8 protein-coding genes are annotated in these 12,310 nt (G+C 58.4%); all 8 read right to left on the reverse strand.

Annotated elements, in window-relative coordinates:
- Nucleotides 1-4 precede the first annotated feature (4 nt).
- The 8 genes from R6U41_RS00175 to R6U41_RS00210 all read right to left on the reverse strand — a co-directional run bounded on the left by R6U41_RS00175 (nt 5) and on the right by R6U41_RS00210 (nt 12,257).
- Nucleotides 5-1,726, reverse strand: coding sequence for a PAS domain S-box protein (locus R6U41_RS00175; RefSeq protein WP_410267815.1), 1,722 nt, complete (start codon nt 1,724-1,726; stop codon nt 5-7).
- 19 nt (nt 1,727-1,745) lie between these two features.
- Nucleotides 1,746-2,606, reverse strand: a complete 861-nt coding sequence (locus tag R6U41_RS00180) for a CoB--CoM heterodisulfide reductase iron-sulfur subunit B family protein (RefSeq protein WP_410267816.1) — start codon at nt 2,604-2,606, stop codon at nt 1,746-1,748.
- Complete coding sequence (locus tag R6U41_RS00185) at nt 2,603-3,181, reverse strand: 4Fe-4S dicluster domain-containing protein (protein WP_410267817.1); 579 nt, start codon at nt 3,179-3,181, stop codon at nt 2,603-2,605. Before R6U41_RS00185 ends, R6U41_RS00180 begins: the two co-directional genes overlap by 4 nt.
- A gap of 31 nt (nt 3,182-3,212) precedes the next feature.
- The gene (locus R6U41_RS00190) at nt 3,213-6,656 is read right to left on the reverse strand and encodes a response regulator (RefSeq protein ID WP_410267818.1); all 3,444 of its coding nucleotides are present in this window, start codon (nt 6,654-6,656) and stop codon (nt 3,213-3,215) included.
- Nucleotides 6,657-6,660: 4 nt separating this feature from the next.
- Nucleotides 6,661-7,812, reverse strand: a complete 1,152-nt coding sequence (locus R6U41_RS00195; RefSeq protein ID WP_410267819.1) for a 4Fe-4S dicluster domain-containing protein — start codon at nt 7,810-7,812, stop codon at nt 6,661-6,663.
- A gap of 15 nt (nt 7,813-7,827) precedes the next feature.
- Nucleotides 7,828-8,253, reverse strand: a complete 426-nt coding sequence (locus R6U41_RS00200; protein WP_410267820.1) for a hydrogenase iron-sulfur subunit — start codon at nt 8,251-8,253, stop codon at nt 7,828-7,830.
- 110 nt (nt 8,254-8,363) lie between these two features.
- Complete coding sequence (locus R6U41_RS00205) at nt 8,364-11,804, reverse strand: FAD-dependent oxidoreductase (RefSeq protein WP_410267821.1); 3,441 nt, start codon at nt 11,802-11,804, stop codon at nt 8,364-8,366.
- Between the two features lie 30 nt (nt 11,805-11,834).
- Entirely contained in the window at nt 11,835-12,257 is a 423-nt protein-coding gene (locus R6U41_RS00210) for a response regulator (RefSeq protein WP_410267822.1), read from the reverse strand.
- Between the last annotated feature and the right edge of the window lie 53 nt (nt 12,258-12,310).

Consider the following 12,310-nt stretch of genomic DNA (forward strand, 5'->3'; position numbering starts at 1 on the left):
TTGGTCATCCCCCCTCTCGCAGCGAAGCGTCTTCCTTTGAAACCGGAAAGCGGATGATAAACCGGGCGCCCTGGCTGCGGCCCGGCTCGGCGTAAATAGTCGCCCCCCATTCCCTGATGATGCTGTAGGAAATCGAAAGACCCAGGCCGGTGCCTTTTCCCGCATCCTTGGTGGTGAAGAAAGGCTCAAAAATCTTGTCCACCAGGTCGGGGGCAATCCCGCTTCCCGTATCCTCGACCTCGATTGTAACAAAACGGCCGTCTGAATGCGAGCGCAGAAGAATTTTCTTTTCCCCGGTGTCTATGCCCGAAGATCGCTGGCCCCAGCGATCTTCGATGGCATCACGGGCATTGACTAGCAGGTTGACAATGACCTGTTCGAGCTTGCTGTCATCTGCCCGGACTCTGGGCAGGTCCGGTGCAAGTTCCCAGACCACGTCAATGCCTCGCAGCTTGAGCTGCTGGGCAAAAATGTCAAAAGCCTTTTCAATTACCGGGTTGACACTTACCTTTTCGGATGTGATTCCGGATTTGCGGCCGAACTCGCGCATATGGCGGATGATCCGGGTGGCCCGGTTGATGTGGGTATCGATCTCTTCGGCCATGGTACAGAGATTTTCATTTTCAATGGGGGTGTTGCTCTTGATCTTTTTCATCAAATAGCTGCTTGCCGTCTTGATCACAGACAGGGGCTGGTTGAGCTCATGGGCCACGCCGGTGGCCATTTCCCCTAGGGTGGCCATCTTGCTTGCCTGGATGAGCTGCTGTTCGGCTTCCAGGCGCTGTGTGATGTCGCTGGTGGTAACGAGATACACGAATTTTCCCTCGTATTCCGAAGGAGAAATGCGGATATTGACAAACAGGGTTTTTTCGCTTTTCCGCAGGTGCCTGGCCCGGTGGATTTCATTCCGAGTTTTGATTAACTGCCCGAAATATTTCCGGTCATCGCCAACAAACAGGTTCGTAAACCGGGTACCGCAAATCTCGGATTGACTGTAGCCGTAAACCCCCTGGACGCTTTTGTTGCAGTCAAGAATCGTGAAATCTTCCCGGTCGATGACAAAGATGGGATTGGCAATGTTGTTAAATATATCCTTATACTTTTTTTCTGATTTTTTCAATTTGTCTTCAAGCAGCTTCAAATCCGTGAGATCAAGGGTCATTTCAAGGGCCGCCGTAATTTCTCCGGTATCGTCATCCTTCTGGGGGGAGGTGACCACCAGCCAGTAGGCGGTTGTGCCGTCTTTTGCATATCCGGTTTCCTCACTGAAATGCGGGCGGCCGTCTTCAAAGGTTTTTTCCACCGGACAGGACACGCATTTCTGCTCGCGGCCCTTGTAAGCGCGGAAGCAATATTCGCCGATTTTTGGATTGAATTTTTCAGCAAACCTTTGGTTGAAGTGGATCAGCCGGAAATCCGTATCCAGTATGGCAATTTCACAGGGCACCAGTTCAAAAAGATTGCGGTATTTTTGCTTTTGCTTGTTGAGTTCGGCCTGTTTACGCGCAATTTGTTCGCCCATGAAAAAAATCAGCAGCCCGGCCCCGGCAAAGGAAAACATAGCCAGCAGCAGGACGGCTTTTACGAGCGGGGAGGTTTGCCGGTCCGTGCCCATGCCGGACCATGCCCAGAAGGTAATGCAGATCAGCAGGGCGGTACCCGCTATCATGAGAAAAAGTAGCTTGAAGGCCGTGCGGGTTCGCATATATGTAAAAAATTTTAGCATTTCGGACTCCCCGGATCAATCATTGAGCTGACGGGGCGGCTGCCCGGGCGGATTTGGCATCCAGGCCCAGGTCCCCGGCCGGGATGCCCATGGCCAGGCCCAGAAGCTGAGGCAGGTAATATACCGGAATCCGCACATCTTCTCCGTAGCGGGACGATATCCACCCCTGGTATCCCTCCAGGTTCATCTGGCACATGGGGCAGACCGTGGCGATGGCATCCGCGCCGCTGGCGGACTTTAAAATGCGAAAGACCAGTTCCTTGCTGACATCTGCGTTTGTGGTCATGTGCGAGGCCCCGCAGCATCTGGCCGCCATGGACCAGGGATGCAGGTCCGCCCCGGCAGCCCCAAGCAAGGCGTCCATTGAGGTCGGCGCCTCCGGGTCGTCAAAAATCCGGTACGGCCGGAGACACTGGCAGCCGTAATAGGGAGCCACACGCAAACCGGAAAGGCTGTGGGTGATCTGCTGCAAAATTCCGGTTGAACCGATATCTGTGGAAAGAATATCGAGGATATGACGCGGCCGGGCTTTTCCCGAATAGTGCAGGGATTCCTCGGCAAGAAGTTCATTGATTTCCGCCAGGGTCCGGGCGTCGGTGGCCGCGATCTGATGCACCTGCTTGAGGTTTAGGTAACAGGCGCTGCACGGCACCAGGATGTCGGCTCCCGATTCCACGGTTTCGGCCAGGGCCAGGCTGACCGCAGGCATGGCCAGGGCCAGGCGGCGGTCCACGGCCTTGGCCGCAGTGGCCCCGCAGCACGTCCAGTCGGGTATTTCAATGAGCTCCACGCCCAGTGCGTGCATTATCGCCCGGGTTGCCAGGTCGTATTCCCGGGCCGTGGATTCCAGTGAACAGCCCGGATAGTAAAGATATTTCATTGCCCGTCTCTCCTGGATTCGATTCTGGCGAAAATGCCTTCCAGGTTTCTGCCGCCGGCCGGCCGGCACAGGCTGATTTTTCCCTTTTTGATCATCTGCAGCCCCAGCCCGGAGAACCGCAAGGGCATCAGCGGCCGGCGGGGGGTCATGACCGCAAGATATCTTACCATCAGCCGGGTTTCCTGGACCCTTCCGTACCGCCGGGCCGATTGCAGAAATGCGCTGTAAAATGCCGTGCATGCCGGGTCCCCCCCATGTTTTCTGGCCGCGGCGATCTGCTTGAGATCGGCCATGGCATCGGTGAGCGCAAGTCCCCGGGGGCACCGCAGGCTGCAGCAGTAACAGTCCGAGCAAAGGGCAAAGGTGTGGCTTTCAAAAATTTCCCGGGTTTGTCCCATGAGCACCAGACGCCAGAGCTTTCGCGGCGTGGCATCCATGGCAAAAGCATTGGGGCACGACCCTGTGCATGTGCCGCATTGGATGCAGGTCCGCACCCTTTCCCGAACCCGTTCCAGCGCCGGGTCCGGCTGTTCGGGACGAATCCAGGCCTGTGCTGTTTTTTGTTTTCTGTTCATCAGCTCGGGTCCTTTTTTGCATTTAACCTTTTCAATTATCTATTGCCGCCTCCATCATGGAAAGCATCCAGCGCGGGGCAAAGCCTTCCACGTATGCGGCAAAATTCGGGCAGGCAGACGCGCAAGCGCCGCACCCCCGGCATGCCTCCGGATCCACGATGATCATTTGCGCTTGCCGGTCGTATGTCCGGGCACCGTATGCACACGCCGCAATGCAGTTCTGACACAAAGAACACAGGCTGTGCCGGACACGCGCGATATTTCGGGGCGCGGGCAGGTGGTTACGGCCAAACCGGATCACGGCCTGCTGGGCGGCGGCCTCGGCCGAAGCCACGGATTCGGCAATGCTTGCAGGCCGAAGCCCGATTCCGCAGGCATACACCCCAGGAGCCAGAGATCCCATTGGCTGCCACTTGGGTTCGGCCTCCCGGAAAAAACCGTGCTCATCCGTGTCCGCGCCAAAGCTTCTTGCAAGCGCCCCGCATTCGGTCGGTTCAATTCCTGTGGCCAGCACCAGCAGGTCTGCGGAGATCTCCACCTCCTGCTGGATCACCGGTTCGGTGGCTGTTATCCGAACCGCATCTTCCTGTGCGGATACTGCCGGTTCGGTTCCCGGGGTGTAGGCGATGAATATGACCCCGGCCTTTCTGGCCCGGGTAAACCAAGCCTCCAGAAATCCGTATGCCATCATATCCCGGTATAAAACATAAACCCCGGCTTCTGGATTTTTTTCCTTGACGTGTAGGGCATGTTTCAGGGCGCTTGCACAGCAGATCCGGCTGCAGTAATTTTTCGGCGGCTGCCGGGTGCCTGCACACAGAATCATGCACATGCTGTTGATCTGCCCTGGATCCAGTTTCTTTTCCCGGATCCGGAATTCCAGTTCCTGCTGGGTGATAATCCGGGAGTCCGTGCCCCGGCTGAAAGCTTCGGTTTCGGCCTGCCCGCCGCCGGTGGCCAGGATTACCGCCCCGTGTTCCACGGGAAAACCCGCCTCGTCTCCGGTCTGCAGCGTGGTGGTAAACGCGCCCCCGGTGCCGTGGGTTTCGGTGACCTGCGTGTTGGTGTAAATCGTGATCATTGGATGGTTTTTTACCCGCGACCGCGTCTGCTCGGCAAGTTCGGGGATATCATTGCCCTCGATGGTCTGGTGCATCCAGTTGAGGTTTCCGCCCAGGCGGTCGGCTCTCTCCACCAGGTGTACTCCGTAGCCATGATCGGCAACGCCTAAAGCGGCGGTCATCCCGGCAATGCCGCCGCCGATTACCAGCACGGATTGGCCTGTTGAGATATCCGGGACAAATGACGGATCCGCCAGCTTTACCCGGGACAGGGCCATTTCCAGCCGGAGGCTCATGGTTTCGCGCGTTCCGGCTTTTTGCTGCTCCGGGTTTTCTTCGGATACGCCCGGTACCTGCGAGCGAAGATCCACGATTTCAATCAGCTCCGGCAAAAGGGAAACGGCCCGGGCCAGCGCCTTTTTCTTTTCCGGCGCACAGAGGGGACGGCATGCACCGATGACCACCCGGTTGGCACCGGACAGCCGGATATTTTCCGCCAGTTCGGCAAGCCCTGCTTCTGTGCACAGCCAATCCGCGGTTTCCACGCTGCACAGCGCGGGATCCCCATAACACTTCCCGGAAAATATTTCCGGATCGAAAATTTTGGATACAGCCCCGCTGCAGCCGCATACCGCAGTAAAGACCAGGGGCGGCTCGTGAAAAATATCTGCGGTGGTTTCAGACAACGCAGATTGTTCGCGCAAGCTGCCGCCGCCGGCATGCAGGAGGCGCGAGGCATGAAAGGCTGCGGAGCTGCCGCATATAACCGCATCACTAATGTCTTTTCGGCCGGTACATGATCCTGCGGCCAGTACGCCACTGCCCGACGTTTGGGTCAGGGAAAATTCCCGGGTGCGGATAAAGCCCCAGGAGTTGAGCTCAATGCCGAGCATTTCCGCCAGGTCCGTGACTTTGGCCGAAGGCCGCTGGCCCGTGGCCAGAACAGCAAGGTCATAGCGGTCCTCGCGGATCTGCCCGGAGGGATCTGCCGCCCGGATGCACAGATCCCCGCTCATCTCCTCGCAGACAATGGAATGCGCGCGGCTGCGCCTGCACACCGCGCCTTCGGCTTCCGCCGCGTCCCGGTACGGCTGGCCGGATTTACCGAAAGTGCGCATGTCCATGTAATAAAGCACCGTCTCGATTTCCGCGCCCTGCTCCCGGGCCGCCTTTTGCGCCAGCCGGGCCTGCTTCAGGGAATACATGCAGCATACCCCGGAGCAATAGTCCGCCTCTGCCTGGATATCCCTGGAACCCACGCAAAGGATCCAGGCAATGCGCCGCAGGGGGCGCTGGTCAGAAAGGCGAACCAGGCGGCCTTCGGTCGGGCCCACAGGACTGAGCATCCTTTCGAACTCCGGTCCGGTGACCACGTCTTCTATGATTTTATATCCAAAAGGGTTTTTGCCGGAAGCCGGGTTGTATTCGTCCGTGCCGCCGGCGATCACAATGGCCCCGACCCGGATTTCCGGGCCGGGCGGAAGCGTGAGTTCGTGATACATCGCCACGATTTTCGGCAGCAGGTCATCCGGGTCAAAGGGTTTGACCAGGTAGTCGGCCGCCCCCTGCTTCATGGCGGAAACCGCCGTGTCCACGGTGGCATAGGCGGTAATCATCATGACCGGCATCTGCTTGCGAATTTCCAGGGCCTTTTCCAGCAGGGTGATCCCGTCCATGCCGGGCATCTTGATGTCTGCCAGCATAAGATCCACGGATTGTTCTTCGATCAGTTCCATGGCCTTTTCCCCGGATTCCGCGGTAATCACGGAGAATCCGCCTTCCTCGCCCAGCCATTCCGAGAGTGAATCACGGATGATCTTTTCATCATCCACCACCAGGATGGTGAAGGATTTGCGGTCTTCTTCGGGCAGGCGGATGGCATCCGTGGGACAGATCTCCCGGCACTTGCCGCACTGGGTGCATGCCTCAGTGTCGATCCGGTAGGGGCCGGCAGCCATGTGCGGCGTGGGCGGACCAATGGCCTTGCATATGCCCTTGCTGGCATTAAACGGGTCTGCCATATCCACAGGGCATAATGGAATGCAGAGCCCGCATCCGATACAGCGTTCCGGGTCCACCGGGTTGGAGTGCTGCTGCAGGGTGACCGTGAAGTTGCCGGGTTCGCCGGACACGGACATCACCCGGGTTTGCAGGTAAATGGTGATGTTTTCATGAGCCAGCCCCCTTCGCACGCACTGCTGCAGCACGTGTCCGGCATCAGCGTGGGGCAGCATTTTGCATATCCCGCATCCGTCGGTGGGAAACTGGTGGTCCAGCTGGCTGACCACCCCGCCGATATGGGATTTCTCCTCAATGAGGGTGACATGGTAGCCGGTCTCGGCCAGGTCCAGGGCCGCGCGCATCCCGCTGACACCGCCGCCCACGACCATTGCCCTGCCCTGTTTTTGTGACATGCTTTCAGCTTCCATTTTCGATCCCCACGACTTCCTGGAATTCATCCTCCTGGAACACTGCCAGGGGCGGTTGTTCGTCAAGATTTTTCCCGGCCTGATAACCGAATGCCGATTGGGTCTGTTCGGCAACCGATATGAACAGTTCGGCCAGGGGAATGCCGCTTGGACAGACGTTTGCGCACTGGCCGCAGCCCACGCACGCCGTGCTGATATGGGCCATGCGGGTGAGATGGAAAAACAGCGTATCCGTTGGCATTTTCACCGATCCCCGGCGGCCGGCCCATTTCATGTACTGCACCGGCTCGTGGTCAAAAACGTCCGTGGCAAAAACACATTCCCGGCAGTAGCAGACCGGGCAAGCCGTGCGGCAGTTGTAGCAGTTGATGCACCGGGAAAAATAATCCGCAAGCTTTTCCATGCTGTCTGTGGCCGCGCGGGTCTGTACGATCATTTCCTGCCGGGCCTGGCTGCGGCGGGCAATCAGGTCTTGGGCTGCGGTTTGGCGTTTTTCATCCGTCTGCCCGTCTTCCAGGTCCAGCTTTTCGAGCATGGCCTCGCCGTGCTCGGTCTGTGCGTATATCTGGATTTTCGGTCCTGGCTGGAGGCCGAACAGGCCGATGGCCAGATCCGCACCTTCCGGGGTGGGCTGGGTGCATACGCGGCAGGCCGGTGCGATCTGAGGATCTTCGGCTGATGCCTGGCCATCGGAAAACGCGGTTTCCAGGAAATGGGCTGATGCATTGTTTCCATGTTTTTCCGCAAGATCGAAAAAGTCCGCGTTTTGCAGGGCGCCCGGGCAGTCCGTGCCAATAATGACCAAGTCCTCGGTGCGGCCCTGGTTGAGCTTGACCAATTCGACAAAAGCCCGAATTTCGCAGGGCCGCAGAACTGCTGCAATGGTGCCGCCCGCTGATTGCCGGGTCAGCCGGGAAACCAGGCGGGCGGAATTCACGGCAAATGCCGGGGACACGGGCTCTACGCCCTGCAGGTGCGCCGGGTCGGTAATGAGCCTGGGCAGAATCATGTCTTTTTCCGCCGGGCGGTGCGGTACCAGAACAGCGGCGACTTCGTCGCTTTCCAGGATTTTTTTCAAAAATTCACCGATTGCGCCGGCAATTTGACTGTTTCCGATGTTAATATCCGCGGTGCGGGACATATGGGGTCTCCCGGTTTAAATGATCTGCTGTGAGCGGGCCGGATTCGGCCCGAGTTCCTTGATCTGATCGACCAGCCGCTGCATGGTTTCGGCAAATTCGATGCCGTCGCTGGCCCCGATCCAGGTCAGCCGGAGTCTGTTTTCCTCGATACCGAACTGCGGCAGGATGGTTTTCAACAATTTCATCCGGCGCCGGGCCTTAAAGTTGCCGTTGATGTAATGGCAGTCCCCGGGATGGCAGCCTGAGACCAGCACGCCGTCCACGCCTTCCAGAAACGCCTTGATAATGTACTGGGTGTCGACCATGCCGGTGCACATCACCCGGATGAGCCGGATGTTTTTAGGATATCCCAGCCGGGAGGTCCCGGCCAGGTCGGCTGCCGTGTAGGTGCACCAGTTGCAGACAAACGCGACAATTACGGGATCAAATTTCTCTTCCATGGTGTATGCTCGCTTTGCGTGTTTTGTGTCTTATGCGTCATGCTTGCGTGCCGATATATGGATGTTTTCCGGTTTTAATTCGAATTTCGAATTTCGATATTCGAATTTTTTTATACCCCTACTTCGGCAATGGCGTCCATCAGCCCGTCAAATTCAGCCAGGATCTGTTTTTTCTGAAAATGGCGAACACGCGCGGCACCGCTGGGACAAAAGCCAGAGCAGCTGCCGCATCCCTTGCACAGCGCCTCATTGACTACGGACACTCCCCGGCGCGCATCAAATTCGATGGCCCCGTAGGGGCACAAATCAATGCACGTCTGGCAGCCGATGCAGATGTCCGGGTCAATATGGGAGATCATCGATGAGATGGTCACCCGGCCGCGGGATGTCAGTGCAAGGGATTTGGCTGCCGCACCCGAGGCCTGAGCCACGGTGTCCGGAATATCCTTTGGCGACTGGCAGGCCCCGGCCACAAATACCCCGTCTGTGGGCGTCTCCATCGGCCCCAGCTTGGGATGCGATTCCAGGAAAAACCCGTCCGCCCCCTGGGAAATGCCAAAAATGCGTCCCACTTCAGCGGCCTCGGGCCGCGCCTCCATGGCCACGCACAGAACGGCCATGTCCACCGGCACCCGGACCGGCCGGCCCAGCAGCGTGTCCTCGCCAATGGCCACGAGCTTGCCTTCCTCCTCCGGGCTTTGCGGTTCATCCGTGATTTCCGCCACTTTCCCCCGGATAAAAACCGTGCCCTCCTGCTGGCATCGCTTGTAAAACTCCTCGTAATTTTTGCCAAAGCAGCGCATATCGATGTAAAACTCATATACCTGCGCATGATGCCCGACCTTTTCCTTGATCAGGTGGGAATACTTGAGCGCATACATGCAGCAGACCCGGCTGCAGTATTCGTGGTAATTGGCGTCCCGGCTGCCGATGCAGTGAAGCAGGGCAACGCTTTCCGGCGGTTTTGAAAATTCCCAGTTCTCGTCGCGCATCATGATCCGGCCGCCCGTGGGGCCGGTGGCGTTGCTGAGGCGCTCGAATTCCAGGCTGGTAAAGACGTTGGGATAGCGGCCGTAGCCGTACTGGTGCATGGAAGTGGGATCCAGCAGATCGTATCCGGTGGTCAGGATGATACTTCCCGCCCGGATTTCCTTTTCTTCGGGCATCATGGTATGGTCAATGGCATTGGCTTCGCAGGCCTTTACACATTCCATACATTCGCAGCAGCCCCCGCAGTTCAGGCATCGACGGGCTTCATATACTGCCTGCTCGGCGCTCAGGCCGGTGCAGACCTCATCAAATCCGCAGGCGCGGTCCTGCAGCGCCAGTTCCGTGGCTGTAGCCCGGGCGCAGGGTTCAATGTTTTCAGGCAGGGGCATCCAGTCGCCGGGCTCCGGCTCTGGGGCTTGCTCCGGCGTCGTGTTGCCGGAGAGGGATTCCGGGTCTTCAATGTATTGCCGGATGCTGTCTGCAGCCCGGTGTCCGGCGGCAATGGCTTCGACTGCAGTAGCCGGGCCGGTCACCGCGTCTCCGGCTGCAAACACATGCGGGATGCAGGTCTGCATGGTTTGCGGGTTAATGATAATTCGGCTGCCCGCGTCGCATTCCAGGGAAATGCCGGCATCCTCCCAGTCCGGGAGCACCTGCTGACCGATGGCGCTGATGACCGCATCGCAGGAAATGGAAAACCCGGAGCCGGCAATTGGTTCGGGTCTGCGGCGGCCGCCTTCATCCGGCGGGCCGGGCCGGGTGCGGATGCATTCCAGGCCGGACACGTTGCCGCCTTCGGTGATAATCCCTTTTGGTGCGGCATGCACTTCCAGCCGGATCCCCTCTTTTTCGGCTTCCGTGATTTCTTCGGCAAAAGCCGGCATCTCCCCGCGGTCCCGGCGGTATACGATGGTAACGCAATCCGCGCCCAGCCGCAGGGCGGCACGGGCGGTATCCACGGCTACGTTTCCCCCGCCGATAACCGCCACCTGTGAGCCGGGCGGGGTCGTGTCACCGGCATTGACCCGGCGCAGAAAAACCACTGCATCGGTCACACCCATGGCGTCCTGCCCGGAAATGCCCGGGATTTTGCCCCCGCTTGCACCGATGCCGATAAAAATCGCGGAAAACCCTTCGTCTTCCAGGGATTTCAGGGTAATTTCCCGGCCGAGGCGCTGGCCTGTTTTTGCCGTAATTCCGATTTTAAGCAGATATGCGATTTCCCGGTCCAGAACCCCGGGCGGCAGCCGATAGTCGGGTATTCCGTATCTGAGCATGCCGCCGAGTTGCTCCATGGCTTCGAAAATCGTCACCTGATATCCGGCCCGGGCCAGGTCCCAGGCTGCGGTCAAACCCGCAGGACCGGATCCGATGACCGCCACTTTTTCCTGTCTCAGCGTGATTTCCGGCAGGGGGAGGGAATCGAGATCCACGGCATCTGCGACAAATCGTTTCAGTTCCCGGATGGAGACCGATGCATCGATTTCCTGGCGACGGCAGCGGGTTTCGCATGGATGCGGGCAGACCCGTCCCAGCACGCCGGGAAGGGGGATTTTTTCCATGATCAGCCGAAGGGCTTCTTCATACTTGCCCTGTCCGATGAGCTGGACGTATCCCTGGACGTTTGCATGGGCCGGGCATGCAGAAACACAGGGCGCCCGGTCCTTTTTGTCAATACAAAAAGTAATGGGCACGGACTGGGGGAAGCTTCGGTAAATGGCCTTCCGGGTACCGATGCCCGCATCCCACCCGCTTGCCATGGTGACCGGACAGTTTTCAGCGCACTGCCCGCAGCCGGTGCAGGCATCCTCTCTGACGTACCTGGGGTGCTTGCGCACATTTACGGTGTAATTGCCGATATAGCCGGATACGGATTCAACCTCGCTGTAGGACAGCAGTTCGATGTTGGGGTGCTGGCCCACGTCAACCATTTTGGGCGTGCCGATGCAGGCCGCGCAGTCCAGGGTCGGAAAGGTCTTGTCAAACTGGAGCATGTGGCCGCCGATGGTGGTGTCCTTTTCCACCAGGTAGACCTTTTTGCCGCCTGCGGCAATATCGAGGGCCGCCTGCATGCCCGCAATTCCGCCGCCCACAACCAGGGTGTCCGGGTGAACCCCCACTTCCCGGGTCTGCAGGGGACGATGAAACCGGACCCGGTTAACCGCTGCAGCTGCCAGGGTCTTGGCTTTTTGAGTGGCCTCGTCCTCATCCGCGGTCACCCAGGAGACCTGTTCGCGCACAGAAGCCATCTGAAAAAGATAGGGATTGATGCCCGCCTTTCCGCACACGGCCTGGAAGGTTTTCTCATGCAGCCGGGGGGAGCAGGAAGCCACCACCACCCGGTTTAATCCGTAGTCCCGGATGTCGGTTTCGATCATTTCCTGGCCCGGATCCGAGCACATGAACTTGTAATCCCGGGATATGACGACATTTGCCTGGGTTGCCATCCAGGCCGCCACCTCCTGGACCCGGACCTTATAGGCAATATTGATGCCGCAATGGCAAATGTAAAAGCCGATGCGGGGCCCGGCGGAAATTTGGGGAGCAATGGCTTGGGTCATGGCGATGCCTTTTTTTGCTTTCGGTTATTTTTATTTCTCCGGATGCCTTGTGTGCCGTTGGCCGATGAGTTCGCCCACCACGCGTATGATGCTTCCGGCTTCCGGCGGGGACTGCACATAAGCTTCCGGCCCGGCCACCGATCCGTGGCGCAGAACCCAGTGCTGGCCGATGACTTCCCTGGACACTGGTGAGACCATTACAACCGGTATATGTTTTAAATCGGTTTGAGTTCTTAAAGTTTTGTAAAGCGACATGCCGTCTTCGTCTCCCATGGTGCAGTTTAAAATGATGCAATCGGGCTGTTCGGTGCGGGCCTTGTCCAGGCCGTGCTGGCGGTCCTGTGCGCTGAGGGCCCGGTATCCGGACCTTTTCATCAGACCGGAGACAAACAGGCGGATATCGCGGTCATCATCGACAATGAGAACGGTTTTGCGGTGCGCATCAGAAGTCACAGCAGACTCCCTTTTTGCTGACAGGAAAGGAAATATGCCTTTTGAAACGACAT

Source organism: Desulfosalsimonas sp. (genome assembly GCF_046483245.1).
Lineage (GTDB): Bacteria > Desulfobacterota > Desulfobacteria > Desulfobacterales > Desulfosalsimonadaceae > Desulfosalsimonas.

Excerpts from the sequence above, each read along its gene's own strand:
- R6U41_RS00205 (WP_410267821.1), bottom strand. The coding sequence starts at position 11,804 with ATGACCCAAGCCATTGCTCCCCAAATTTCCGCCGGGCCCCGCATCGGC.
- R6U41_RS00200 (WP_410267820.1), bottom strand. The coding sequence starts at position 8,253 with ATGGAAGAGAAATTTGATCCCGTAATTGTCGCGTTTGTCTGCAACTGG.
- R6U41_RS00185 (WP_410267817.1), bottom strand. The coding sequence starts at position 3,181 with ATGAACAGAAAACAAAAAACAGCACAGGCCTGGATTCGTCCCGAACAG.
- R6U41_RS00175 (WP_410267815.1), bottom strand. The coding sequence starts at position 1,726 with ATGCTAAAATTTTTTACATATATGCGAACCCGCACGGCCTTCAAGCTA.
- R6U41_RS00195 (WP_410267819.1), bottom strand. The coding sequence starts at position 7,812 with ATGTCCCGCACCGCGGATATTAACATCGGAAACAGTCAAATTGCCGGC.
- R6U41_RS00180 (WP_410267816.1), bottom strand. The coding sequence starts at position 2,606 with ATGAAATATCTTTACTATCCGGGCTGTTCACTGGAATCCACGGCCCGG.
- R6U41_RS00190 (WP_410267818.1), bottom strand. The coding sequence starts at position 6,656 with ATGTCACAAAAACAGGGCAGGGCAATGGTCGTGGGCGGCGGTGTCAGC.